The following is a 25,898-nucleotide window of genomic DNA, read 5'->3' as shown; positions in this document are numbered from 1 at the left end:
CATGGCGCTTCCACGCACTCCAGAATTTCGTCTTGATAACCAACGGGCGTTAGTCACTGGCGGCTCCCGTGGTATCGGCTTTGCGGCAGCCATTGCGTTGGCACGGGCGGGTGCGCAGGTGTGGATTATCGCCCGCCAGCCCGAGCAACTGGCGCAGGCGGTCAAGAGTGCCGCCGCCGAAGGGCTGCACTTAAACAGCGTGGAATTGGACATTACCGATACCGCGCAGGTTGGCAAAACGCTGGCGGAGTTGCCGGGTTTCGACATTCTGGTAAACAGCGCCGGGCTTGCGCGCCATCAGCCGTTCCTTGAAGTGAGTGAAGAGAATTTTGATGCGGTGATGGCGCTCAATTTGCGGGCCACTTTCTTTGTCAGTCAGCAAGTCGCTCGCAGTATGAAGCTGCGCCAGGTGGCCGGTTCCATCATTCATATTTCTTCGCAGATGGGCCATGTCGGCGGGCCGCAGCGCAGCGTGTATTGCGCGTCGAAGTTTGCCCTCGAAGGGTTAACCAAAACCATGGCGCTGGAGCTTGGCGAATCGGGTATTCGCGTCAACACGTTGTGCCCGACGTTTATTGAGACTGAACTGTCACGCGCCAATCTGGCCGATCCTGCTTTCAGCCAATACGTGCTGGATAACATCAAACTGAAACGGCTGGGAACGCTGGAAGACGTGATGGGGCCGATTGTATTTCTCGCCTCGCCTGCTGCGGCGCTGATTACCGGCACGTCATTAATGGTCGACGGCGGGTGGACGGCAACATGAATACAGCGCCTTTGTTGGAAAATCATGACGCGCCGCTGATTTTGCTTGGCGGAACGCTGTGCAACGGGCGGCTTTGGCAGCCGCTCATCGAGCAGCTGAATGTCGCGCATTATAGTTGCGTCACTCTCAGCGGGGGTGATTCCGCTCATGCGCTGGCAACGCAATTGCTGGAAGTGTTACCGCCGCGTTTTTGCCTGGCGGGATTTTCACTCGGGGCGATGGTCGCCCTGCAAATGGTGGCGCTGGCCCCGCAGCGTATTGCCGGGTTGGCGTTGCTGTCTGTGAATCCGCTGCGTGATTTACCCGCTAACGCGTCCACGCGCAGGGCAGCAATAAAGGAAGCGGCAAGCCTGGGGATCACACCGTGGCTCACCAAAAATCTGTGGCCGAAGTATGTTGCGCCGCATCGTCTGGATGACGCGGCGCTTCACCAAACGATTGTAAAAATGGCCGAGGAATGCGGCATCGACGTTTTTGCACGCCAGACGGAAGTCGCGATTACCCGCGATGATCATCGTTCAGCGCTGGCTGCCTTTACATCACCGATTCTCATCATCAACGGCGCTTATGACGCCATTTGTACCCCGCAACATCATCAGGCGGTGGCAAGCGCTGCGCCAAATGCCCGCTGGATAACGCTCCCGGACAGCGGCCATTTCTTACCCCTTGAATCACCGCAATTAGTGGCAATCGCCATGCGCAACTGGATACAGGAGTCAGCTTCATGAGAAAAAATCCGCTTAAAGCGGCCTTTCGCCAGCAGCAACCGATTATTAATGGCTGGCTGGCGATCCCTTCTGGCTACAGCGCCGAGATCGTCGGCCATCAGGGCTATGATTCGGTCACAGTCGATATGCAGCACGGGATGATTGATTTCGCCAGCGCGCTGTCGATGATGCAGGCGATTTCCGCAACGCCTGCCACTCCGCTGGCGCGCGTTAATACCAACGAACCGGCGCAAATTATGCGCCTGCTTGATGCGGGAGCCTGGGGAATTATCTGCCCGATGATTTCAACGGCTGAACAAGCGCAGCAGTTTGTTTCAGCCTGTCGCTACCCGCCGCTCGGCAACCGTTCTTTTGGCCCGGCGCGTGCCCTTTTATACGGCGGCAAAGATTACCCGCAGTATGCCAATGAAGAAATTCTGACGCTGGCGATGATTGAAACCCGCGAAGGGCTGCAAAACCTCGATGCGATTCTCGATACCGACGGGCTGGATGGCGTGTTTATCGGGCCGAACGACCTGTCTTTAACCCTCACGGGCAGTGCGAGTGCTGAATCGCAGCACCCGGAAATGCTGGCGGCCATTGAGTTAGTGCTCAGTCGTTGCCGCGTTCATCACAAGCTCGCCGGGATTTTTTGTACCTCCGGGCAAGCCGCCGCAAACCGCATTGCGCAAGGGTTCAACTTTGTGACCCCGGCGAATGACGTGATGCAACTCGGCAGCGCTTCACGCACTGCAATCGCCGCCGCACGAGGTGAAACCCCGCCAGCCAGTGGCGCATCTGGATATTAATGGAGAACAATATGCAAAATATCACTCTGACCCAGGAAGAAGCCCAACGCCGCCTGGTACGCCGGGAAGACCGTGTTTCTTGTAGCGTGGCGTTTATTGACTGCAAACTGCCGGGTTCGCACCTCAAACAGAACTATTCCTTTATTGGCCCCGGCGTGACGCAATCGGCATCGCAAGTGGTGAATATTCCCGAGCCGCACGGCTTTAATATCGGTGCGGCGGCGATGCCTAAAGGCGTGACCAACAACCTGCATCTGCATTTCACGGCGGAAGTGTTTTTGATTCATGAAGGGAGCTGGCGCTTCCGCTGGGGCGCTAATGGCGAACATCAGGCGGAATTTAGCGCGCCTGCGATTTTGTCGATCCCGACGTGGATTTTCCGTGGTTTTACTAACGTCAGCCCAACAGATACCTGCGGCATGGTGTTCACGGTACTTGGCGGCAACAATACCGGCGGGATTATCTGGCATCCGTCGATTCTGGAAGCCGCGCGTGAATATGGCCTTTATCTGAGCCGCGACAATATGCTGATTGATGTCGAGGCCGGGGCAAAAGTCCCTGACGAAGCCGACTTGTTGCAGCCACTGGGTGCGGAACATATCGCCGCGCTGCGCGATTATTCGGTTGAGGAAATGAGCCAGCGAGCGGTGACGGGCGAGCAGCGGAAATGGTCAACCAACGCGCTGCTGGATTCCGTTCTGCCGGGTCACGGTGGGGAAATCGCCCCGGTGATTGGCTACGGTATTTCGCAAGATTTACATAATACGCCGCCGATTATTAATCCCCACGGCTTCTCGGTGGAGTGGTTGCGCATTCAGAATGAAAACCGCGTCGGCCTGCATAGCTGCCCGGATGTTCAGGTATTGATGGTGTTCAAAGGCACGCTGGAAGTGACGTGGAACCGGCCTGGCGAAGAAGTGACGATTGTGGCGCAAGAAGGTTCGGTGATTTCAGTGCCTGCCAATAGCTGGCGCAGATATCGTGCGCTTGATGGCGTGATGGAAGCGACGCTAACTACGCAGGGCGATCATCGTAAAAAAATCTACTGGGATGCAGAAATTATTGAGCAGGCGCTGGAGCGGGATCGCTGTCTCGATCCTGATGGCTATGTGGCAACGGCAAGTATTTTGCCAGCAACCGCACGCCGGGCGGGTGAGAAAATAGCTCGCGCGTTGTAGGCGAGCTTCTCATTATATTGCAGGGAGGCATGGCGGCTGAAAGAAACCCGCGTGACGGCTTAGTTCTGAGCGGTTGCGCGGCTTGCCAGCGTTGAAAGATCGGTATCCGGGAACGGGCTTTCCATCGAAAAATCCCATTCGTGTGCGGCACACATTCCGTCAATCCCACCCTGGCTTTCGCATTGCGCAATGCGTTTTGCTGGCGCATTGCCACAAGCCAGCAGAAAACCGACTACCACAACACCAGGGATAATAAACTTCATCATGAATTATTTTTTCGCTTAACTAAAAACCATAAACAAGGTTATGACTCGATAACCCCTGTTATTCAAAAAAATATTATAATTCGCAATTATATTTTAGGAAACTACCCATAGGGATTAAATATGATTAAAAAAGTTGCAATGTCGCGTCTATTGCCATCGCCCCTCCCGAAAGTAGGGTTATCTCTTTTACGACGCCAATTTCATTAATACCCACTTAACGCATTGATAACACTTCGCCGTATTTATGCGCATTCCGTATTTGAAACAGCGTTTTCAATTCCTTTCGAGGCAAGTTACCTCTATAATGTGCGCGTCTTGACTTGAATGGTTTCAGCGCATTGAACTGTCCTAATACACTAGAAAGCAATCAATATCCCCGGCAGGCTGAACCGCAAGCACACTTTCCTCTGCACGCTTTATTTCTGTCACCTATCCTTACCGGGTGGCACATGAACAATACCAGCTTTAGTTTGCGCTCCGGCGCCCGTATCGACCGGAACCGAATTTTCACAATCCTTCTCAACTTACAGATAAGACTGTCATGAAAAAGACTAAAATTGTTTGCACCATCGGTCCAAAAACCGAATCCGAAGAAATGCTGAGCAAAATGCTTGATGCTGGCATGAACGTAATGCGTCTGAACTTCTCCCACGGTGACTATGCAGAACACGGTCAGCGTATCAAGAACCTGCGCAACGTAATGGAAAAAACCGGTAAGAAAGCAGCAATCCTGCTGGACACCAAAGGTCCTGAAATCCGTACTATCAAACTGGAAGGCGGCAACGACGTTTCCCTGAAAGCGGGCCAGACCTTTACTTTCACTACCGACAAAACTGTTGTGGGTAACAGCGATATCGTTGCTGTAACTTACGAAGGTTTCACCAGCGACCTGAGCGTCGGTAACACCGTACTGGTAGACGATGGTCTGATCGGTATGGAAGTCACTGCAATCGAAGGTAAAAACGTTGTTTGTAAAGTGCTGAACAACGGCGACCTGGGCGAAAACAAAGGCGTTAACCTGCCGGGCGTTTCCATCGCGCTGCCAGCTTTGGCTGAAAAAGACAAACAAGACCTGGTGTTCGGTTGCGAGCAAGGCGTTGATTTCGTAGCAGCGTCCTTCATCCGTAAACGTTCTGACGTTGTTGAAATCCGCGAGCATTTGAAAGCTCACGGCGGCGAAAACATCCAGATCATCTCCAAAATCGAAAACCAGGAAGGCCTGAACAACTTCGACGAAATCCTCGAAGCTTCTGACGGCATCATGGTTGCTCGTGGCGACCTGGGCGTTGAAATCCCGGTTGAAGAAGTTATCTTCGCTCAGAAGATGATGATCGAGAAATGTGTTCGCGCACGTAAAGTTGTTATCACTGCAACTCAGATGCTCGACTCCATGATCAAAAACCCACGTCCAACTCGCGCAGAAGCGGGCGACGTTGCTAACGCCATCATCGACGGCACCGACGCAGTTATGCTGTCTGGTGAGTCTGCTAAAGGTAAATACCCACTGGAAGCTGTGACCATCATGGCAACCATCTGTGAGCGTACTGACCGCGTGATGACCAGCCGTCTGGATAACAACAATGACAGCCGTAAACTGCGTATCACCGAAGCAGTTTGCCGTGGCGCAGTTGAAACTGCAGAAAACCTGTCAGCTCCAGTGGTTGTTGTTGCAACCCAGGGCGGCAAATCAGCTAAAGCTGTGCGTAAATACTTCCCGAACGCAACTATCCTGGCGCTGACCACCAATGAAGTCACTGCTCGTCAGTTAGTTCTGAGCAAAGGCGTGATTCCTCAGCTGGTTAAAGAAATCGCTTCTACCGATGATTTCTACCGTCTGGGTAAAGAAGTTGCTCTGGAGAGCGGTTTGGCTCGTAAAGGCGACATCGTAGTGATGGTTTCTGGCGCATTAGTACCAAGCGGCACCACCAATACTGCATCTGTTCACGTACTGTAAATTTCCTGTGAACGAATAATTTGCTAAAAAAGCGCCTACGGGCGCTTTTTTTATTGGGTTAAATAGACTGTCTGAAATAAAAATCAAATCGGCCTGCTCTATTTAAGTCGCAATTTAGTAAGATGAATCCGATTAAAATCCTCTGTTTTTTCTATTTTTTTTAGATTTTAGCCCCGGTTCGCTGGTTCTTTGAGCGAACGATCAAATTTAAGTGCATTCCCATCAAAAATTTATTCTCAAGATAAAAAAGTTTGTGTAATACTTGTAACGCTACATGGAGATTAACTCAATCTAGAGGGTATTAATAATGAATCGTACTAAACTGGTACTGGGCGCGGTAATCCTGGCTTCTACTATGCTGGCAGGTTGTTCTTCTAACGCTAAAATCGATCAACTGTCTTCTGACGTTCAGACTCTGAACGCTAAAGTTGATCAGCTGAGCAACGACGTGAACGCAATGCGTTCAGACGTTCAAGCTGCTAAAGACGACGCAGCACGCGCTAACCAGCGTCTGGACAACCAAGCTCACTCTTACCGTAAGTAAGAGTAACTTGTATTAAAATGGCGCACATTGTGCGCCATTTTTTTTGCCTGAAATTCCTTACCCCGTAAAAGCCCCGCTAGTTCATCACCACGCTGTTTTGTCCGCTAATCACGCTTCCGTTACTGTTTGGGGTTAACGTGCTGCCAGAGGACGCTTTGACGCTCTGTATTGGCGTGATGTTAACTGGCTGTGAAGGAACACCCTGCGGCGCGTTCACCAGCACTGGATATCCCGCCCGCCTGACAATGGCACTGTCCACCTGCGCTCTGTCACTCATTGGGTTATCGATAAACTCACCGAACGAGGCAGAAATCGCAATCGGCACCGTTTGCGGGTTTTCCCAATCGTTACGCGACAGCGGCTGATGCACTTCCACAAATCGCCTGCCGTCCGGCTCAATGCTAAATTTCACCGGCTCATTAATGATTTGTACCCGCGTGCCCCAGGCGACCTGGCTAAACAGGGCTTTAATATCCGGCGCGCGCATACGCATACAGCCAGAACTCACGCGCAGCCCAATGCTATTACGCGCATTGGTGCCGTGAATCAGATATTCGCCCCCACCCTGCTCCAGTCGCAGCGCATAGCGCCCCAGCGGGTTGTTTGGCCCTGCTGGCACGACTGCGGGCAGCGTAATTCCTTGTGCAGCAGAACGTGCACGAATATTCGCCGTCGGCGTCCAGGTTGGATTCGGGATTTTCTGGCTAATACGCGTCACCATTACCGGCGTTTCACGTCCAAGCTGGCCAATCCCTAACGGATAAACCTCAACGCGATTTTGCCCTGGCGGGTAGTAATACAGCCGCAACTCGGCAAGATTAATCACAATCCCGACGCGTGGCGTATCCGGCAGGATCATTTGTGAAGGAATGGTCAGTTCGCTGCCAGGTTTTGGCAGGAATGGGTCAACGGTATTATTCGCCTCAAGCAGTAGTAGTACGCCGGTATTATATTTTGCGGCAACTGTTTCGAGGTTTTTACCATCATTGGGAACAATGTAAGTTTGATTCATGCCAATAATCCGGCTACCCGGTGGCGGGAGTAAATAATCGACAGCCCACGCCGACTGGCTTGCGGCCAGAGTGCTTAACATTAGAAGTGTTATTTGAGAGAACGCGCGTTTCATATTGAATTCCTGTATTCACCGGCTGAATGCCGGAATGCTGAAAGCCATGCGAGGCAATAAAATCGCCTCGCGTTAACAGGATGAAAGCTGTTCTATGAGTTTAGCTAAGATTGGTTGCTTTGGTGCGAATTGCGCGGATCATTGCTTCGAGGCCCTGGGAGCGGGACGGCGTAAGATGCTGAGCCAGCTCAAGTTTCTCAAACCACGGACGGACATCAAACGCGACAATATCCTGTGGAGTCATCTGTTGGTAGAGGATAAACACGATAGCAATCAGCCCTTTGACGATTGCTGCGTCGCTGTCACCCTCAAGCGTGATCACCCCATCGGGTTGTTGATGCATCACAATCCACACCTGGCTTTGGCAGCCCTGAATGATATTTTCCGCTTTATGTTCAGCCGGCGGTAATTCCGGCAATCGCCCACCCAACTCAATGATATAGAGATATTTCTCTTCCCAATTGCTACAGCGGCTGAAATTTTTAAGTAATTTATCTTTGTCTGGCAACGTAGCCATGGCTTTCTCCCTGTTAGCCCAGCAAGCGGTGGATGCGCTGTAATCCGGTGACCAGGCGGTCCACTTCTTCTTCGGTATTGTACATGGCGAACGAAGCACGACACATCGCCGGAACCTGGTAGAACGCCATCAACGGCATCGCGCAATGGTGCCCGGTACGAACTGCAATGCCGTAGTTATCAAGGAAACTACCCACGTCGTAAGCGTGATGTTTGCCGAGATTAAACGCGATAACCCCAAGCCGGGATTCGGGGCCATAAATCGTCAAGTCAGGAACCGCTTTCAACGCCTGCTGCGCGTAGCGCATTAGCGAATGCTCATACTCACTCACCTCGACCAGATTCAGGCTTTCTACGTAACGTAACGCCGCACCTAGTCCGATAATCCCGGCGGTGTTGGGCGTACCCGCCTCAAAACGCCACGGTGCAGCAGCATACGTGGTGCCTTCAGTGAGACTGACGCTGGCAATCATTGATCCGCCCCCTTCCCACGGCGGCATGTTTTGCAGGATTTCCTCACGCGCATACAGCACGCCGATGCCTGTCGGCCCATAAATTTTATGGCCGGAGAAAAGATAGAAATCGCAATCCATCGCCTGCACGTCAATGGCGTGATGCATGATGGCTTGCGCGCCATCCACTAGCACTTTCACGCCTGCCTGATGCGCGGTCGCAATCATTTCCTGAACCGGGTTTTCGGTGCCGAGCACATTGGAAACCTGGGTAATCGCCAGTAATTTGGTGCGTTCATCAATCAGCGTCGGGAAAACATCAAGTTGCAGCGTGCCGTCTTGATTGAGCGGGATTACGCGTAGCGTCGCCCCCGTGTGCTCACACAGAATCTGCCACGGCACGATATTGGCGTGGTGCTCCATGGCGGAAATAATAATGTTATCTCCAGCCTGAATATTGGCGCGTCCCCAACTGTTGGCGACGAGGTTAATCCCTTCAGTCGTGCCGCGCACAAAGACGATTTCTTCTGGCGATCGCGCATTAATAAAGCGTGAAACCTGGTTGCGCACGTTTTCCATAAGCTGCGTGGCTTCCGCGCTCAGGGTGTGGATCCCACGATGCACCGCCGCATAGCCGTGGCTGTAAAAATCCAGTTCGGCGTCGATAACCGCCTGCGGTTTTTGCGCACTGGCGGCGCTGTCCAGATAGACCAGCGGCTGGCCGTTGACTTCGCGGCTTAGAATCGGGAAATCAGCCCGCACTCGTTCGATGGAAAAACTCATGCATCATCTCCTGCAAAGCGCTGGCCGATCCTCGCCAACACCTGCTGTTTTAATGCCTCGTCACCGATGTTTTCCGTTAATTCTGCGGCAAAGGCAAAAATAATCATCTGCATGGCGGCCTGTTCTTTAATCCCGCGCGAACGCAGATAAAACATCTGTTCGTCGTCGATGCGGCCAATGGTCGCGCCGTGGCTACACTTCACGTCATCGGCATAAATTTCGAGCTGCGGTTTGGTATCCACTTCCGCCAGACGCCCGAGCAACAGGTTGTTGTTGGTCATCTGTCCGTCAGTTTTAATCGCATGTTGCGCGACTTTAATCATGCCGTTGAACACCGCCCGGCCTTTGTCTCGCACGATGGTTTTGTGCAGCTGACGGCTGTTGCAATAGCCTTTGTTGTGCTCAAGCCAGGTGCGCGTGTCGCACACTTCGTTATTAACCGGCAGCGCCAGGCTGTTCATGCGCAGTTGCGTGTTCTCACCTTTAAGCTGGGTGCTGGTGTTGTGGCGCAACACCGCCGCGCCGAGCAGGAAGCTATTGCTCTCAACCGTCGCATCCTGCCCGACGACTAAATCGTTATGGGCAAAGTGGTAGCTCTGGGCGTTTTCAAACGCCAGTTTGTCATGATGGAGTTGGCTATTGGCCGCCACTTCTGCAGTAAAACGTGCGCCAGTAAAATGCGGCTGCTCATCAAAACTCACAAAGTGTTCGATAACCGTCGCCTTTGCGCCTTCGCCAAGAGACAAATGGTGGCGATAATGCGCGGTGTTCATCTCCTCCTGCCCGCTTCCCCGGCTGATGTGCATCAGCAACAGGGCTTTCGCCGGGCTGTGGTTACGCGCCACGCGAATATGCGTTACGGTTTCGGCGAGGCTTTCGGTGAGATGCAAAAATACTTCGCTCTGTACTGCGGCTGGCAACGATTCACGCTTTTCATCCACGGACACATCAAAACCACTGTTGGTGAGATCGTCGCTTAACTCGCGGCTAAATCGGCCATCAACAAACACCAGCCGCCATGCGTCCACCGGCAATGCCAGTTTATCGCGCTCTATTTCGCTCAACGCTTCTGGTGCAGGCAACGCAAACTGGTTATTCAGCAACCCTTCCAGCGGAGTGTATTTCCAGTTTTCATGTTTGCGCGTTGGCAGCCCCAGGCGCAGCATTTGCTGCATATGTTCCTGAGCTTCTTTGCTGCGTTTTTCGCCCTGGGTTTCAAACAGGTGATGCCACTGTTGCAGGGCGTTGCTGCTATTGCTGTTCGGTAAGCCAGCCATAACCCTGCTCCTCCAGTTGTTTCACCAGACTGAAATCACCCGATTTCACGATTCGCCCCTGATACAACACATGAACAAAATCAGGCTTGATGTAGTCAAGAATACGCTGGTAGTGCGTGACGATAATGAACGAACGGTTGCCATCACGCAGGGAGTTCACCCCTTCGGCAACGATCTTCAGCGCATCGATATCCAGCCCGGAATCGGATTCATCAAGAATACAAAGTTCAGGCTCCAGCACCGCCATTTGCAGAATGTCATTACGTTTTTTCTCACCACCGGAGAAACCAACGTTCACCGAACGGGTCAGTAAATCTTCCGGCATTTTCAGCAATTTGATTTTCTCTTCCATCAAATCCTGGAAATCAAAACGGTCGAGTTCTTCTTTGCCACGATATTCACGTACCGCATTCAGCGCGGTTTGCAGGAAGAATTGGTTGCTGACGCCAGGGATTTCCACCGGATACTGGAACGCCATGAAAATGCCTTCACCGGCACGATCTTCTGGCGATAACTCCAGCAAATCTTTGCCTTTAAAATGAACTTCGCCGCCGGTGACTTCATAATCTTCACGCCCGGCAAGCGTGGCAGAAAGCGTACTTTTTCCTGAACCGTTCGGCCCCATGATGGCGTGCACTTCACCCGGTTTTATTTCAAGGCTCAAACCGCGCAGGATCTCTTTGTCCTCAACGCTTACCTGTAAATCTTTAATGCTCAGCATACTTTCTCCTGAAGCCTGGTCCATCAGGCGTAATTGTTGCCGTCAGTTTGGCGCGGAACAGCGCGCAAGAACCGGAGCGTACACGTAGTACGTGAGGATTCTGAGCACTGCCCCGGGTCAAAATGACAAATAAAATAGCCTGCTGGTCCAGGCTTTATCCGACGCTGTGTTCGAGGCTGATAGCTAATAATTTTTGTGCTTCCACCGCGAACTCCAGCGGCAATTCCGAGAACACATCTTTGCAGAATCCGTTAACGATCATTGAGATAGCATCATCCTGGGCGATCCCGCGTTGCAGGCAATAGAACAGCTGATCTTCGCCGATGCGTGACGTTGTCGCTTCATGTTCCAGTTGCGCGGTGTTATTGCGGCATTCGACATATGGGAACGTATGCGCACCGCTGTCCGGGCCGATAAGCATTGAGTCGCACTGGGTAAAGTTACGGGCGTTGGTCGCCGTCGGCATGATTTTCACTAGCCCGCGATAGCTGTTCTGGCTATGCCCGGCGGAGATCCCTTTCGAGATAATCGTCGATTTGGTGTTTTTGCCGATATGGATCATCTTGGTGCCGGTATCCGCCTGCTGATGCCCCGCCGTCAGCGCCACCGAGAAAAATTCACCGATGGAGTTATCACCGCGCAGAATCACGCTCGGGTATTTCCAGGTAATCGCCGAACCCGTTTCAGACTGCGTCCAGGACATTTTGCTATTCGCCCCTTCGCACAGCGCACGCTTGGTGACGAAGTTAAGAATCCCGCCTGTGTTGCCATCGCCTGGGAACCAGTTCTGCACCGTCGAATACTTCACTTCCGCATCTTTATGGATGATGACTTCCACCACCGCCGCGTGCAGCTGATAGCTGTCGCGTACCGGAGCCGAACACCCTTCGATGTAACTGACGTAACTGCCTTCGTCGGCGATTAAAATGGTGCGTTCAAACTGACCGGTTTTCTCGGCGTTGATACGGAAATAAGTTGAAAGCTCCATCGGGCAGCGCACGCCTTTCGGCACGTAAATAAAGGTGCCGTCGGAGGCCACTGCTGCGTTTAGTGCAGCAAAGAAGTTGTCATTGCTCGGCACCACGGTGCCGAGATATTTCTGCACCAGTTCAGGAAACTCGTGAATCGCTTCCCCGAAGGAGCAGAAAATAATCCCTTGTTCGGAGAGTTTTTCACGATAAGTGGTGGCGACGGAAACCGAGTCAAAAATCGCATCCATGGCGACATTCGAACCTTCACGCACCGGCACGCCGAGCTGTTTAAACGCTTCTTCCACTTCGCCCGTCAGATACGCGTTGCTGCCAGGTTGCTGAACCGCGCCCGGCTGCGACTCGCAGTTATCATCGCAACTGCCACAAGACGGCGCGGAATAGTAGCTGTAATCCTGATAATTCAGTTTTTCGTAATTGGCCTTCAGCCAGTGCGGCTCTTCCATTTCAAGCCAGGCGCGATAAGCGCTCAGGCGAAATTCCAGCATCCATTCCGGCTCATTACGACGCGCAGAGATTGCCCGCACCACATCTTCGTTGATGCCGTGCGCCATTTCGTCGGTTTTTAACTGGGTGAAAAAACCTTCTTTATAAGAATGGCTTCCCGCCCAGGTTTGCACTTCTTCAGACGTTTCAGTGTTACGTGACATAATCCCGCCTACACCCCAAAGCTTTCACCACAGCCACATTCGTGCTGTGCTTTCGGGTTGTTGAATTTGAATATTTCGTTTAATCCTTCATGCACATAATCGACTTCCGTTCCGTCGATAAACGGCATCGCTGAAAGCGGAACCCACAACTTTGCGCCGTCCGTTTCAAAAAGGAGATCGTCAGGCTTAGGCTCTTTTACGGTGTCCAGCACATAGCCAAAACCCGCACATCCCGTCTGTTTGATACCCAAACGCACGCCCAAAAACCCCGGCTGTTGGCTGGCTAGTTTGCGAATATGTGCCGCAGCATCAGGGGTTAACGTCAGCCCCTTCCAGGCGAAGTCGTTGGGATCGAAGCTACCGGTTTGCACATCCATAGTTCACCTCTTTATGTTTTGCCGCCCAAAGGCCAATACCCTATGTTAATGATAACAATTATCAATACAACATCCTGATAACAGGGGTATTCACGAAATGCTGACTTTTTAAGCGTCTTAGTTAAGGATAGACCCTGCTGAAACTCTTGCAGACGGTGTTCAGGGCTTATTAACATGCTGATACAAAGAGGATTTATTTGCGTAGAAAAAGCTTAGGCGATAGAAAACAGAAGATGTATAGAAAATACCAATTTGTGCGATTGGTCGCGCGATAAGCTGGTACAAGCAATTTGTTAATCACAGTGACCATTAGCGGGATATTTGTTCTGTTCAATCATTTGCGTAAAATAATACGCTAATGAATTTAGCCAGTATTGCTTAGTCCCGCTGAATCATTTTGTTTTTATTACTCTATATTCTACGGAAGGATATTTAATGCGCTATACACCTTTATTAATTGTGCCTTTATTAAGTGCATGTAGCTTTAGTTTTATGAAATTTGATAATGACCCTGTGGTGCAGGCAACGTATGCCACTGGTGCGACAAAGAGTTCGGTTATTGCTGCTGGTGGCAAACCGGATAGCGAGATGAATGTTCCTGAAATCGGCGGGACTTGCATCAATTACACGTTAAAAAAAGAGGCTGAAACTATGCCTTTTTACGTCGCTTTTGATAAGAACGGAAACCGGAAACAATTTGGTTATATTACCTGCATAGAAGCAAGATCTAAGGGTGTTTTTAGTCGCTAAGTTATTTCTCTAATGTCGTGTTCCTCTTCAGCTATCAAAAGAGGAACACTTCAAATGCTATTTCAAAGATGAAAAATATTAATAACCTGCGGCTTTGTTAGCGGCTTTAATGCGCTTATTACGCGCATCTTTTTCATTTTGATCTTTGGCCTGCATAATTCCACCAGCGGCATCAACCCAATCACTCGCTGTACAGCCTGATAGTGTCATCGTCAGTACCAGTGCGACCATATACTTCATTTTTACTCCCTCACTTTTTTATCAATGCTTAAAACGTCCGTGTAACACTCAAAGTATTTGACGCTTAAAGTAATATTTTGACAAAAAATTTGACCATGATCAAGGTGAGGTTTGTTGCAGGACTGTAAGGCGCCTGCAACTAAAGCATTGAAAATGTCTCGTTATTAAGAAGCGTTAAGCGCAGATTTATTCGCTTCCAGCGCGTCAACTGCACACTGTTGATCCAAATGGCCGCCCGGTGCACCGCCAATCCCAATTGCTCCGATGGTCTGGTTATCCACTTTCACCGGCACGCCGCCGCCGAGCAACAGGAAGCCAGGAATATCACGCAGGTTTTGTGCGCCCGCGTTATCTTGTGCGCTCTTCATCACATCGCCAGTGACAGATTTGGTGGTCAGCGCGGTATACGCTTTCATACGGCTGGCTTCCACGGTGTGCGGGCCTGCGTTATCCATACGTTTAACCACTTTCACCACACCCGCACGGTCAACAATCGTTACCGCTACGTTGTAGTTTTTAGCTCCACAAGCCTGAATTGCGCTTTGGGCGAGTTTGTCAGCAAACTCGAGAGAGAGGTTCTTTTCAGTCAGAACACTGCTGGAAAATACTGGCATTGCCGCCGCACTACTGAACAGAGCAGCCGCTAGCAAGATTGATGTTTTCATGGTTTATTCCCTCAACTCGGTGTGATTAATTGACAGGAGTTAAGGTAACGAACCGTGTGATGCAAAACCATTCGGGCGAATACCTGGCAAACCAGGTAATTTTACGTAATCCCCTTCAGGCCACCGTAGATTTTAATCAGTTTCGCCAGCGAGTTTATTTCGAGCCGGGCAAACAAACTGGCGCGATGCGCTTCCACGGTTCGCGGTGATAGCGAAAGATCCCGAGCCATCTCTTTATTTGATTTACCCTGAATAATCAGTGCCATCACTTCCTGTTCACGAGCAGAAAGCGTGGCAAGTTTTGCCTGCAAATCAGCCTGATTTTCTCGCAGTTGTTGACTCTGTTGCTGCTGTTCAAGTGCCGCCCCAACCGTTTCAATCAATAAATCAGCATCAACCGGTTTGGTGAGAAATTCAAAAGCGCCGTTTTTAAATGCTCGGCGACAAAGGTCAATACTGCCATGGCCGGTCATCATGATAACCGGCAACGTGCTGCCCATTTGTTCCCAGCTTTCAAGCAACGTGATGCCTGATTTACCGGGCATACGAATATCGAGCAGCAGGCAACCATTCAGATTTCGCAACTCCGACTGAGATTCCAGGAAACTTTGCACACTTTCATAGGATTGCGTTTCCCAACCCATCGTCGCCAAAAGTGCCGTCAATGAGCAGCGGATGGCTTCATCGTCATCAATTAAATAGATACATTGCGCCATCACGCCTCCTGTTGAGTGAGAGGGAAAACTAAAGTGAAACATGCCCCGCCAGTGGCACTGTTTTCAACCTGAATTCTGCCATTTAAGCGCTGCACCAACGTTTCCGTCAGCGCCATTCCTAGCCCAAGCCCCTCTTTGCGAGTCGTAAAGAACGGCATAAAGACCTGTTGTAACGCCACTTCGGACAGACCTGGCCCGCCATCCGTAACGGTCAGCATAATGCTGTCCGACGTCTGTGTTGCATTAATCGCGACCCAGGGTTTGTCTGTTTGCTGCTGCGCCTGAATCGCATTATTAAGCAGGTTATGGAAGATTTGCTCAATACCCAATGGCGAGGCGGTGAGCGGCGGCAACGAATCAGGAATCTGATTAATAATGCTGAGTTTTCCACGCTCGATTTCGTTGCCCAACAGCATCACCACTCTTTCCCAAACCTGGCGTAAATTGACCGGTTGTAAAACCTGTTCATCACTGTGCAATTTTTCCCGAAACGCCAGCAGCAAAGCGCTAATCCGCTTGGTTTGCATCACCGCAGCATCGAGCAGGGGCTGCGCTTTTTCCGCTTGTTGGTTTTTAATCAATCGCTGCGCCGTTTGCGAATAACTGAGAATCGCCGTCAGCGGCTGATTCAGTTCATGCACCATACCCGCCGCAATTTCCCCCATCGCATTCAACCGCGCCAACTCTGAATAATGGGCGCGTAAGTCAGCAATATAGCGCTGCCGTTTAGTCACCTGATACTGATTATAAAAGTAGATAACCGCAGCCCAGAAAATACCGATTAACAGCAGAACAAACCACGGCAAAGCTCGCCAATCCGGATTGTTGGTCACCAGCAGATTAAGCGGCTGCGAAGGGCTGGCGATCTGTTTTTCCCAACGCCACCTATCTTTTTTCCCTTCCGCGCCCTGACTGAGAAGCGGCGTTCCCTGCCAACTCAAACTAAAGTGATGAAATTTCTGTGAATGCACGAAATCAGCCAACAGCTTAGGTAAATCAATCAACAGAGAGCCTTGCGGAGAATTAATCCAGTAGGTCCCGGCTCGTGCGGGATTGATATCCGGGCGTGGAGGTTTATGGGGTTTGGTTTGCCAGCGCAAAATATAGGGGAATTTTTGTTGCACCACCGCAGGGTCGCTGCTGTTAGAAAGCAGTGCGAGAATCACATCGTTTTGCGAGAGTTTAACGGTAATGTCACGGTACAAAATACGGAACTCGGCACTTTGTTCCTCATATTGCTGATGCAACGCATAAACGACCACGCCGCTACCCGACAGCGCAGTCAAAATCAGCCAAATGAGTACCTTAAGCATTGCGTTCCTTAATCAGGAAATAGTTGATTGGGAATCAAATCCAGCCTTTCTTGCTGAATGTCACTTTCGTCGCTTCGTTTAAATCATAGTTGTTGAGGTCGGAATGTTTAACCCAGGCGATTTCCTGAAACTCTTCGTTAAAGGCCACCAGGCGGTTGGCACTCACGCAGTCAAACATCAGGTAAATCATATAAATCTCTTCTTTACTGCCGTCAGCGTAAGTTTTCACGCGCACATCATCGGCGAAGGTCCAGGGCTTGATACTGGTAATTTGCAGTTGTGTTCCTAACTCTTCACCAATTTCTCGCAGCAAAGCTTCTTCCATTTGTTCACCTGGCTCCATTCCGCCGCCAGATAATGCCCATTGCCCAGGGAAAACACCGCGATCGTTTGCCATCTTACACAGCAACACTTCACCATTATTTTCGATGATGGGACAAACGATAACTCTCTGACGCATACGACCTCCTGATGTCTTTTATTTCGCAAACGTTAGCAGAAATGGGCCAGCGAGTCTCACCCCGCATAGCGCTTATGACGCTGAGAATTAATTATTTGCGAGGCGCTTTCCGGAGTTTATTCATGAATTTGTTTTTACGCTTGCAATGAAATTAGAGTCACAGATTCGTAGCCAATACTGCTTCGAACGATGGATAAAATTTCGTACCAAGTACGAAACCAAACCTTGACACTCGCACCGAGTACGATTAAAAATACCTCTCAAGGACAACTCAGATGATGGAATATTTCGAATTTATAGAGACACCGACGTTTTTCAGGCAGCGTGAGCACTTATTGGATGATGAGACTTTCCAGCAATTACAGGTATATCTCCTGAAACAGCATGTTGACGGTGACACCATAAGAAATACCGGGGGCTGTAAGAAACTGCGCTGGAATCGGCCAGGAACGGGTAAACGGGGTGGTGTCAGAGTTATCTACTACGCGGTGACTGAAAAAGGAAAACTCTATCTGTTGACGATTTACGCGAAGAACGTCAAAGAGGATATGACCGAAGCTGAGAAAACAGTGCTTAAACGGTTGATACATCAACTCGATCAGGCGCTGTCTGATTTTCACGAAGAAAATTTAAGGGTGACATTATGGATAAGCAACTTTTCAACGATCTTGTGCAAAGCATGGAAGAGATGGTGGCGATTGAAAAAGGTGAAATGCAGCCAGCACGAGTCCATCGGCACCCTCTGCCAGATGTTAAAGCCCTGCGTGAAAATGTCGGGCTAAAACAAGAAGAATTTGCCCAGGCGGTGGGTGTTAGCCCTTCGCTGGTGCAAAGCTGGGAGCAAAAGCGCCGAATCCCGTCCGGGTCATCACTAAAAATATTGCTGATGCTCGAACATAACCCGGCGCTGATTAATGTGCTGCTGGCAATTTAATTACACCACCGCCGTCGTCAGCCGCGATGTACAACAAAGCCGCCCTTGTTCGTCGCTGATTTCAATTTGCCAGACCTGATGCCTGCGCCCGACGTGAACCGCTTTGCATACGCCGCGCACCATGCCTTCACGCGCGGAACGCAGATGGTTGGCGTTGACTTCCAGGCCAACAATTTTCTGCTCGCCCTCGGTACATAGATACCCGGCAACAGAACCGAGCGTTTCCGCCAGAACCACAGATGCGCCGCCGTGCAACAGGCCGAACGGCTGGCGGGTACGATTATCGACTGGCATGGTGGCTTCAAGATCGTTTTCACCAATGCGGGTGAAAACGATGCCAACATGTTCAACCATGTTGTTCGCGCCCATTTTATTGAGCGCTTCCAGGTTTACTTCACGTCGCCAGATCATCCCATAATCTCCAGTAATGCTTGTAGCGGATGACGCACGCCGTTGCCTTCCACGCGTTTTACCTGGCTGCGGCACGAATAACCGGTTGCCAGGCAACGTTGGCGAGGCAGGCGTTGCATTGCCTGATGCCAGGAAAGCTCGTAAATGCCCAACGAATTGGCGTGATTTTTCACTTCGTGTCCGTAGGTTCCCGCCATGCCACAGCAGCCGACGCTGACGTTCTCAAGCTTCGCACCAAAACGTGCGAATATTGCCGCCCATTGGTTTGGTGCAGTTGGCAGCGCAGTGACTTCTGTGCAGTGACCAAACAAATACCAGGATTCACCGCCCACCGTCGTTAACTCACGGTTTGCCAACACATCCGGCAGCCATTCGTGAACAAGTTGAACGTGGAAATCGCCGCGTTCTTCGCCAAGCGTCTGCTTGTATTCATCGCGATAACACAGCACCAGCGCCGGATCGACACCGACCATTGGCATCCCCAGTTTTGAAATACGGTTGAGGAATTCAGAGGTTTTGCGCGCAGTGCGAGCGAATTTTTGCAGGAAACCTTTGATGTGCTGAGCTTTACCGTTTGGTGAGAATGGCAATACCACTGGATCAAGGCCGAGTTTTTCAACCAGCTTCACAAAATCGGCGACCACTTGTGCATCGTAATAACTGGTGAACGGGTCCTGCACCACCAGCACCGTTCTGGCACGTTGTTCAGCGCTGTAACTTTCGAGCTGCTCAAGCGTGGTGTTCGCTGAAGTGTGTCCGACGAGTTGCTGCTGTAGCGACGGCGTAGAGAGCAACGGCAAATCAATCATGCCGATGTGTTTAGCCGAAAGATTGCGCACCCACGGCTGGCTAATAAAGAAGTTAAATGTCTTAGGTGCGCGCGCCATCAGCGGTGCGTAGCTTTCAACGGTTGCCACCAGATGGTCACGCATCGGGCGCAAATAGCGAGTGTGATAAAGCTGCAAGAACCGCGAGCGGAATTCCGGCACGTCGATTTTGATTGGGCATTGCGTGGAACACGCTTTGCACGCCAGGCAGCCAGACATCGCCTCTTTCACTTCATGTGAAAAATCGTATTCGCCTTTATTTGCATGCCAGGTGTTGCGCGTCCGTTCGATTAACCCCCGCAGGCTGGCGCGTTTTTCTGGCAGTTGTTTTTCGAGTGCGTCCGGGTCGACGCCGCGATCCGCCAGTAAACGCAGCCACTCACGAGTTAATGTTGCGCGCCCTTTCGGCGAGTGAATGCGGTTGCTGGTGATTTTCATCGACGGGCACATTGGGCTTTTCACGTCGAAGTTAAAGCATAAACCGTTGCCGTTGCATTCCATCGCCCCACGCCATGAAGTACGCGTAGCAATAGGAATTTGCCTGTCGAAAGTGCCACGCTTGACGGCATCAACCTGCATCATCGGATCGTCAACGCCCAACGGCGAGCAGATTTTCCCTGGATTTAAACGGTTATCCGGGTCGAATACTGCTTTGATGCGGCGCAGTTCTTCATACAACGTTTCGCCAAAGAACGCCGGGCTGTATTCGGCGCGGAACCCTTTGCCGTGTTCGCCCCACAACAAACCGCCGTATTTCGCGGTTAGCGCAACCACATCATCAGAAATGCGTTTCATCAGCACTTCCTGATGCGGATCGGTCATATCCAGCGCCGGGCGCACGTGCAAAACACCCGCATCAACATGGCCGAACATGCCGTAACTCAGATGATGGCTGTCGAGCAATGCGCGGAATTCGGTAATGTAATCAGCCAGATGTTGCGGTGGCACACAGGTGTCTTCCGCAAAAGGAATCGGCTTCGCCTGACCTTTGGCATTACCCAACAAGCCGACAGCTTTTTTACGCATGTTATAGATGCGCTCAATGCCAGCCAGTTCAGTACAAACTTGCCAGCCAATTACGCCGCCTTCGCCTTGTGAAATCAATGAATCAAGGCGTTCACACAGTGACGCAACCTGCCCTTCGATTAATTCCAGGTCGTCGCCGGCAAATTCAACGATGTTCAGGCCGAGCATTTCTTTGCCGGGAACATCGGTGATTAATTCACTGACTGAATGCCAGACGATATCTTCCCGCGCCAGATTGAGCACTTTGGAATCGACGGTTTCGACGGATAAGGCTTTCGCTTCCACCATAAATGGTGCGTTACGCAGGGCCGAGTCGAAAGAGTCATATTTGATATTTACCAGGCGGCGCACTTTTGGCAGGCGCGTGATATCCAGCTTCGCCTCAGTAATAAACGCCAGCGTGCCTTCAGAGCCGCAGAGAATACGCGTCAAATCGAACTGCGTGAGGTCGTCGTTAAAGACATGGCGCAGATCGTAGCCGGTCAGGAAGCGGTTCAGTTTTGGGAATTTATCGATAATCAACTGGCGCTGTTCGCGGCAACGTTCAAGCACGGTGCTATAGATCTTGCCGGTCGAGGTGTCATCGCGCCCCATCTCTTCGGCGAGCGCTGTCGACATAGGATGTGTGTCAAGAATATCGCCGTTTAACAGCACCGCGCGCACGCCCATCACGTGGTCGGAAGTTTTGCCATAGACCAGCGAACCCTGCCCGGAGGCATCGGTGTTGATCATCCCACCCAGGGTTGCGCGGTTGCTGGTTGAGAGTTCCGGTGCGAAAAAGTAACCGTAAGGTTTGAGATATTGATTGAGCTGATCTTTGATCACGCCCGCTTCGACGCGCACCCAACCCTGCTCAGGGTTGATTTCGATGATGCGGTTCATGTAGCGCGACATGTCGACGACGATGCCTTTGTTCAGCGCCTGGCCGTTGGTGCCAGTGCCGCCGCCTCTTGGCGTAAAGACCAGAGATTTGAAACGATCTTCCGAGGCGAGCCTTGTTAGTAGCGCGACATCGGCTGTTGAACGGGGGAATAACACGGCATCCGGCAACAGTTGATAAATGCTGTTATCAGTGGCCATTGTCAGCCGGTCAGCGTAGCTGGTGGCGGTATCGCCGGTGAAACCTTGTTGTTCCAGTGCCTGCAAAAAATTGAGCACCAATTGAACGAGTCCAGGTGCCTGAGAAATTTGTGGGATCATTAGTGGGTCGACCCTGCCTGACGTTATAAGTTGTGAGTTATCGTTTGCGTTTGCTTCCATTTATTTTTTAACACATTTTATTCAGACAATCCCGTCTGTTTTGTCCCTGTCCAAAATCGAGGAAATACATCATCATTAACCCATCCGCTTCGCGGTTTTAACGTGGCGTTTTGCCCGTTATCAGTAATTAAGGGATTTTATCTATGGTTAAAGTGACTCAGCCAAAGGATCTGCTACAAATCCTGCTGTCGGTGTTGTTTATCTCGGTGATGATCATCGCCTGTTTGTGGATAGTCCGCCCCTTTGTGCTTGGTTTTGCCTGGGCTGGCACGATCGTTATCGCCACCTGGCCGCTGATGCTCAAATTTCAGAAATTGCTATGGGGCAAACGCTCGCTTGCCGTTCTGGTGATGACGCTGTTGCTATTGATGTTATTCGTGATCCCCGTTGCTCTGTTGGTGAATAGTCTGGTGGATAACAGCGGCCCGGTTATTGATTGGGCGACCAAAGGCAATATGGAACTGCCGAAGTTTGATTGGCTTAATACCATTCCATTGGTAGGCGACAAACTTTATGCCGGCTGGAATGCGCTGGTTGATAGCGGCGGCAGCGCCATTATGGCGAAAATTCGCCCTTATATTGGCACCACGACAACCTGGTTCCTCGGCCAGGCAATCCACGTTGGAAGCTTCCTGATGCATTGCGGCCTGATGTTGCTGTTCAGCGTGCTGCTGTATGCCAAAGGTGAAACGCTGGGTAATGGTATTCGTCACTTTGCATTCCGTCTGGCGGGTAAACGTGGTGATGCTGCGGTGCTACTGGCAGGGCAAGCGATTCGCGCCGTTGCGCTGGGCGTGGTTGTTACCGCGTTGGTTCAGTCGGTACTTGGTGGTGTGGGTTTAGCCATTGCAGGTATTCCGAATGCCACGCTGTTAACCGTAGTGATGATGCTGTGTTGCCTGGTGCAAATCGGCCCGTTGCTGGTGTTGGTTCCTTCTATTGCCTGGTTGTACTGGACCGGTGATACCACCTGGGGCACGGTGTTGCTGGTGTGGAGTTGTGTGGTCGGGACGATGGATAACTTTATCCGCCCTGTGCTGATTCGCATGGGTGCCGATTTGCCGATGATCCTGATTCTGTCTGGCGTTATCGGTGGTTTGATTGCCTTTGGCATGATTGGCCTGTTTATCGGCCCAGTTCTGTTGGCAGTCTCTTATCGTTTAATTTCGGTATGGATGCACGAAGCCCCACCGCCACAAGATGACCCAAATGAAGTGGTAGAAATTCTCGAAGGATAAGAATAAAAGACGTTAAAGCCTGTGTTGCTCGCCCGGATGGGGAGCAATACAGGCAAACTGATTAACAAAGCTTATCAATCCCCCGCTTTTAATCTTCTGTTTAACCCTTTGATTCTACAAACATGCCGTAATGTGATCTCAACCGTTAACTTCTTATTAACTATTGAGACGAATCCGAGTGACGCTCAAAGTCGAGATGCCTACTATTAGTCCATGGCTATGAATCAACACATTGATTTATAAGCATGGAAATCCCCTGAGTGAAACAACGAATTGCTGTGTGTAGTCTTTGCCCATCACTGATGGGCTTTTTTTTGCATATCGTTTGCCCGTCATACTTCGCGCTACAGCGGCGTTGGCTGCACTCACTCACCCCAGTCACTTACTTGAGTAAGCTCCTGGGGATGAGTTCCTTTGCCGCCTTGCTGTAACTCGAATTATTTAGGGCACGCATTAAATTCGTGATTATAAAACCTTACAATCACTTACCATGCGCCAATTTCCGTTAATCACTCGCGTTTCGCCCGTAACCTTGACGACTCCAACACTTCTGATATCAGCACTCGATGCACCGATGCGAATTTCAAACTCGCCCGGTTCCACGACGCGCTCACCATTTCGGCGAGTGAAGTTCAGCATATCGGTGGGGATGTTAAAGGTGAGTTTCGCGCTGGCGTCGGGTTCAAGATGCACGCGCTGGAAGGCTTTTAATTCCTGCACCGGGCGCACCATTGATGCCACTTTGTCGTGAACATAAACCTGCACTACTTCGCTGCAAGCTGCGGTTCCGCTGTTGCGAACGATGACGCTGACACTCACCACGCCGTTGTCGTTGGGAACACTGTCGCTTTCAACTTGCAGAGGGCTGTAGTCGAACTCGGTCCAGGTTTTGCCGTAGCCAAACGGGTAACGCGAGCCAAAATGGAAAGCAAACGGCGTGCCGCCACTTTTCAGTTTGTGGTTGTAGTAATACGGTACGGCACCCGCGCTTTTCGGCATGGAAACCACCAGCCGTCCGCCAGGTTCTGCGCGTCCGGTCAGCACATCGGCAATAGCATATCCGCCCTCTTGTCCCGGAGCCCAAGCCATCAGTAATGCGGCGACTTTATCTTCCTGGCCGCCTAAATTGTAAGGTCGCCCTCCGGTCATCACCACGATTACGGGTTTCCCGGTCGCGACTAATTCATCAAGCAATTGTTGCTGTACGCCAGGCAATTCCAGGCTGTCGGTATCGGAGCCTTCGCCCACGGTGCCGCTCTGGAACAGGCCGGATAAATCACCGACGCACAGCACCACCACATCGCTTTGTTCAGCTGTTTTTATGGCGTCAGGAATCAGAGAAATATCGCGTGAAACAGGCGATGACTGCATTGGTTTTCCGCCGCTATCGCCGGGGAATACCGGTGCGCCCGCCATACGTTTTTCGATAATGTGACAGCCTTTGCTGTAACGAACGTTGTCGCTGCCCAGTTGCTCGCGCAGGGCTTCCAAAGGCGTGGTGACTTGCGAGGTTTGTTCCAGCATGTCGCTGATGATGAGATGTACCGGGAAGCTATAACCGCTCAATAACGCCAGAGGATCGTCCGCCGTCGGGCCGATTACCGCCACGCGAGGTTTGCCTTGCAGGGGCAGAATGCCGTGGTTTTCCAGCAGCGTTATTGAACGCGTCGCCACGTCGCGGGCGATTTGTTTGGTCGATTCGCTTTGCAAAACAATGCCATTTTCGTCGCGATAAGGATGTTCAAACAGTCCAAGGCGGAATTTTTCCTTTAATACACGGCTGACGATTTCATCGACCTTTGCCATTGAAATCAAACCGCGTTCCACGGCTTCAGCCAAATGACGGGCGCAATCATCTTTTGGCAATTCCACATCCAGCCCGGCGTTAAACGCCAGCGCCGCGGACTCAGCCGCATCGTGTGAAATTCCGTGGTGCTGATGCAACAAACTCACGCCGCCGTAATCCGCCACAATCAGCCCGTCAAAGCCCCATTGCTCGCGCAAAACGGTGGTCATCAGGAATTCGTCCGAATGCCCCGGCTGGTTATCAATATCGTGGTAAGCGGGCATCACTGAACCGGCGTTCGCCAGTTTTACCGCCATTTCAAATGGCAGCAGGAAGGTATCGTTTAATTCGCAAAAGCCCAGATGAACCGGGGCGTGATTACGTGCGCCTTCGCTAAACGAGTGGCCGACGTAATGCTTGAGAGTGGCTAATAAGTCACGGTTTTTGCCCTGCAAACCTTTGACGTAATGCGTCGCCATCATGCCCACCAGCCACGGATCTTCACCGAATGTTTCTTCGGTGCGCCCCCATCGCACATCACGCGATACATCAAGAACCGGTGCCAAACCCTGGTGGCAACCCGTCGAACGAGCTTCTTCGCCAATCGCGGCGGCGGCTTTCTCAATCAGTTCCAAATCCCAGGTGGAACCGTAGTTAAGCGAGGACGGGAACAGCGTGGCGTCTTTGCATAACAATCCGACTAAACACTCTTCATGGAACAAGGCAGGAATGCCGAGTCGGGTTTCTTCCACCAGCGTTTTCTGTAAGCGGTTAGCGGCACGAACGCCCTCTTTTGCATCCACAATATGCGTGCCTAACGGCCTGGTGATTTGACCGATGCCCAGCTTTAAACGCTCCGAAAGTGCTGCCTGTTCGGTGACGCCGGAAAACTCATCGCTCAAATCGGTGCGTTCCCGGTGGTTGCCGTCGCTGGATAAAATCAGCCAGTAGGCATGCATTTGGGCAAATTTTTCTTCCGGCGTCATACGGGTGAGTAAATCAACGACTCTTTCGTTTATTGGGCGGTGAGCATCCTGGTAAATGGCAGACATATATTCCCCTTTTCAATTCAGGCGTTCGCAAAGATGAGATCCAATCATCAATATGAGTGATGTATAGCGCGGGGAACAATTGCCAGAATAACCAGTGAGATTACG

At 51.2% G+C, this 25,898-nt stretch carries 26 protein-coding genes, 1 other RNA gene and 1 pseudogene; 12 read left to right on the top strand and 16 right to left on the bottom strand.

The annotated features are described in order from the left end of the window. The first annotated feature begins 1 nt into the window (after position 1). From D6029_RS04470 to D6029_RS04455, 4 genes are read left to right on the top strand one after another with little or no spacing between them, the layout of a single operon-like run. Entirely contained in the window at positions 2 to 766 is a 765-nt protein-coding gene (locus D6029_RS04470) for an SDR family NAD(P)-dependent oxidoreductase (RefSeq protein WP_120063604.1), read from the top strand. Beyond that, positions 763 to 1,494 carry an alpha/beta fold hydrolase gene (locus D6029_RS04465; RefSeq protein ID WP_120063603.1) on the top strand — a complete coding sequence of 244 codons (732 nt, stop codon included), beginning with the start codon at positions 763 to 765 and terminating at the stop codon, positions 1,492 to 1,494. The genes D6029_RS04470 and D6029_RS04465 overlap by 4 nt, the downstream gene beginning before the upstream one ends. Next, positions 1,491 to 2,282, top strand: coding sequence for an HpcH/HpaI aldolase family protein (locus D6029_RS04460; protein WP_120063602.1), 792 nt, complete (start codon positions 1,491 to 1,493; stop codon positions 2,280 to 2,282). The genes D6029_RS04465 and D6029_RS04460 overlap by 4 nt, the downstream gene beginning before the upstream one ends. 11 nt (positions 2,283 to 2,293) lie before the next feature. Continuing rightward, positions 2,294 to 3,460 carry a cupin domain-containing protein gene (locus D6029_RS04455; protein WP_120063759.1) on the top strand — a complete coding sequence of 389 codons (1,167 nt, stop codon included), beginning with the start codon at positions 2,294 to 2,296 and terminating at the stop codon, positions 3,458 to 3,460. 59 nt (positions 3,461 to 3,519) lie between these two features. Here D6029_RS04455 and D6029_RS04450 read toward each other — a convergent pair whose 3' ends face one another. Next, on the bottom strand, positions 3,520 to 3,726 hold the full coding sequence (locus tag D6029_RS04450) for a hypothetical protein (protein ID WP_120063601.1): 207 nt from the start codon (positions 3,724 to 3,726) through the stop codon (positions 3,520 to 3,522). Between the two features lie 320 nt (positions 3,727 to 4,046). Here D6029_RS04450 and ynhH point away from each other — a divergent pair, with 320 nt between their 5' ends. The 3 genes from ynhH (at position 4,047) to D6029_RS04440 (ending at position 6,224) form a co-directional block, all read left to right on the top strand. After that, positions 4,047 to 4,271, top strand: coding sequence for a protein YnhH (gene ynhH / locus D6029_RS22830; protein WP_418230241.1), 225 nt, complete (start codon positions 4,047 to 4,049; stop codon positions 4,269 to 4,271). Then, positions 4,268 to 5,680 carry a pyruvate kinase PykF gene (gene pykF / locus D6029_RS04445; protein ID WP_120063600.1) on the top strand — a complete coding sequence of 471 codons (1,413 nt, stop codon included), beginning with the start codon at positions 4,268 to 4,270 and terminating at the stop codon, positions 5,678 to 5,680. Before ynhH ends, pykF begins: the two co-directional genes overlap by 4 nt. Positions 5,681 to 5,987: 307 nt before the next feature. Beyond that, a complete protein-coding gene (locus D6029_RS04440; RefSeq protein ID WP_034455915.1) occupies positions 5,988 to 6,224 on the top strand; it encodes a major outer membrane lipoprotein in 237 nt (78 codons plus the stop codon). A gap of 76 nt (positions 6,225 to 6,300) precedes the next feature. Here the strand turns inward: D6029_RS04440 and ldtE are convergent, their stop codons facing one another. From ldtE to sufA, 7 genes are all read right to left on the bottom strand, one after another. Further along, positions 6,301 to 7,350, bottom strand: coding sequence for a L,D-transpeptidase LdtE (gene ldtE / locus D6029_RS04435; protein WP_120063599.1), 1,050 nt, complete (start codon positions 7,348 to 7,350; stop codon positions 6,301 to 6,303). Positions 7,351 to 7,450: 100 nt separating this feature from the next. Beyond that, the gene (gene sufE / locus D6029_RS04430) at positions 7,451 to 7,867 is read right to left on the bottom strand and encodes a cysteine desulfuration protein SufE (protein WP_120063598.1); all 417 of its coding nucleotides are present in this window, start codon (positions 7,865 to 7,867) and stop codon (positions 7,451 to 7,453) included. A gap of 13 nt (positions 7,868 to 7,880) precedes the next feature. Continuing rightward, complete coding sequence (gene sufS, locus D6029_RS04425; RefSeq protein WP_120063597.1) at positions 7,881 to 9,101, bottom strand: cysteine desulfurase SufS; 1,221 nt, start codon at positions 9,099 to 9,101, stop codon at positions 7,881 to 7,883. Next, positions 9,098 to 10,378, bottom strand: a complete 1,281-nt coding sequence (gene sufD / locus D6029_RS04420; protein ID WP_120063596.1) for a Fe-S cluster assembly protein SufD — start codon at positions 10,376 to 10,378, stop codon at positions 9,098 to 9,100. Before sufD ends, sufS begins: the two co-directional genes overlap by 4 nt. After that, complete coding sequence (sufC, locus tag D6029_RS04415) at positions 10,353 to 11,099, bottom strand: Fe-S cluster assembly ATPase SufC (protein ID WP_120063595.1); 747 nt, start codon at positions 11,097 to 11,099, stop codon at positions 10,353 to 10,355. The genes sufD and sufC overlap by 26 nt, the downstream gene beginning before the upstream one ends. 154 nt (positions 11,100 to 11,253) lie before the next feature. Beyond that, positions 11,254 to 12,738: a Fe-S cluster assembly protein SufB gene (gene sufB / locus D6029_RS04410; RefSeq protein WP_120063594.1), complete on the bottom strand. Its 1,485-nt coding sequence runs from the start codon at positions 12,736 to 12,738 to the stop codon at positions 11,254 to 11,256. An 8-nt stretch (positions 12,739 to 12,746) separates the two neighbouring features. Then, positions 12,747 to 13,115: a Fe-S cluster assembly scaffold SufA gene (gene sufA, locus D6029_RS04405; RefSeq protein ID WP_120063593.1), complete on the bottom strand. Its 369-nt coding sequence runs from the start codon at positions 13,113 to 13,115 to the stop codon at positions 12,747 to 12,749. A gap of 435 nt (positions 13,116 to 13,550) precedes the next feature. Between sufA and D6029_RS04400 the strand changes: the two genes are divergently transcribed. Beyond that, on the top strand, positions 13,551 to 13,865 hold the full coding sequence (locus D6029_RS04400; protein ID WP_120063592.1) for a hypothetical protein: 315 nt from the start codon (positions 13,551 to 13,553) through the stop codon (positions 13,863 to 13,865). Positions 13,866 to 13,943: 78 nt separating this feature from the next. Here D6029_RS04400 and D6029_RS22490 read toward each other — a convergent pair whose 3' ends face one another. The 5 genes from D6029_RS22490 to nudI form a co-directional block, all read right to left on the bottom strand. Beyond that, positions 13,944 to 14,105, bottom strand: coding sequence for a hypothetical protein (locus D6029_RS22490; RefSeq protein ID WP_167455966.1), 162 nt, complete (start codon positions 14,103 to 14,105; stop codon positions 13,944 to 13,946). A gap of 164 nt (positions 14,106 to 14,269) precedes the next feature. Beyond that, the gene (locus D6029_RS04395) at positions 14,270 to 14,770 is read right to left on the bottom strand and encodes a GlcG/HbpS family heme-binding protein (RefSeq protein ID WP_120063591.1); all 501 of its coding nucleotides are present in this window, start codon (positions 14,768 to 14,770) and stop codon (positions 14,270 to 14,272) included. Between the two features lie 101 nt (positions 14,771 to 14,871). Further along, complete coding sequence (locus D6029_RS04390; RefSeq protein WP_120063590.1) at positions 14,872 to 15,486, bottom strand: response regulator transcription factor; 615 nt, start codon at positions 15,484 to 15,486, stop codon at positions 14,872 to 14,874. After that, complete coding sequence (locus tag D6029_RS04385; RefSeq protein WP_120063589.1) at positions 15,486 to 16,799, bottom strand: sensor histidine kinase; 1,314 nt, start codon at positions 16,797 to 16,799, stop codon at positions 15,486 to 15,488. Before D6029_RS04385 ends, D6029_RS04390 begins: the two co-directional genes overlap by 1 nt. A 34-nt stretch (positions 16,800 to 16,833) precedes the next feature. After that, on the bottom strand, positions 16,834 to 17,259 hold the full coding sequence (nudI, locus tag D6029_RS04380; protein WP_120063588.1) for a nucleoside triphosphatase NudI: 426 nt from the start codon (positions 17,257 to 17,259) through the stop codon (positions 16,834 to 16,836). Between the two features lie 275 nt (positions 17,260 to 17,534). Between nudI and D6029_RS04375 the strand changes: the two are divergent. Then, positions 17,535 to 17,849: pseudogene (locus tag D6029_RS04375) on the top strand (type II toxin-antitoxin system RelE/ParE family toxin); the annotation flags it as partial. A gap of 53 nt (positions 17,850 to 17,902) precedes the next feature. Continuing rightward, complete coding sequence (gene nadS, locus D6029_RS04370; protein ID WP_120063587.1) at positions 17,903 to 18,193, top strand: NadS family protein; 291 nt, start codon at positions 17,903 to 17,905, stop codon at positions 18,191 to 18,193. Here the strand turns inward: nadS and menI are convergent, their stop codons facing one another. After that, on the bottom strand, positions 18,194 to 18,604 hold the full coding sequence (gene menI, locus D6029_RS04365) for a 1,4-dihydroxy-2-naphthoyl-CoA hydrolase (RefSeq protein WP_120063586.1): 411 nt from the start codon (positions 18,602 to 18,604) through the stop codon (positions 18,194 to 18,196). It lies immediately after the preceding gene. Continuing rightward, positions 18,601 to 21,657, bottom strand: a complete 3,057-nt coding sequence (gene ydiJ / locus D6029_RS04360) for a D-2-hydroxyglutarate dehydrogenase YdiJ (protein ID WP_120063585.1) — start codon at positions 21,655 to 21,657, stop codon at positions 18,601 to 18,603. The genes menI and ydiJ overlap by 4 nt, the downstream gene beginning before the upstream one ends. Positions 21,658 to 21,860: 203 nt before the next feature. On the opposite strand from ydiJ, the gene ydiK reads away from it, so the two are divergent. Further along, positions 21,861 to 22,955 carry an AI-2E family transporter YdiK gene (gene ydiK, locus D6029_RS04355; protein WP_120063584.1) on the top strand — a complete coding sequence of 365 codons (1,095 nt, stop codon included), beginning with the start codon at positions 21,861 to 21,863 and terminating at the stop codon, positions 22,953 to 22,955. 213 nt (positions 22,956 to 23,168) lie between these two features. Further along, positions 23,169 to 23,273, top strand: an RNA gene (rprA, locus tag D6029_RS04350) — antisense sRNA RprA. 147 nt (positions 23,274 to 23,420) lie between these two features. Here rprA and D6029_RS04345 read toward each other — a convergent pair. Beyond that, positions 23,421 to 25,793: a glycoside hydrolase family 3 N-terminal domain-containing protein gene (locus D6029_RS04345; RefSeq protein ID WP_120063583.1), complete on the bottom strand. Its 2,373-nt coding sequence runs from the start codon at positions 25,791 to 25,793 to the stop codon at positions 23,421 to 23,423. Between the last annotated feature and the right edge of the window lie 105 nt (positions 25,794 to 25,898).

This window comes from Buttiauxella izardii (assembly GCF_003601925.1).
Taxonomy (GTDB): Bacteria; Pseudomonadota; Gammaproteobacteria; order Enterobacterales; family Enterobacteriaceae; genus Buttiauxella; species Buttiauxella izardii.
This window is presented reverse-complemented; position numbering and strand designations above follow the sequence as displayed.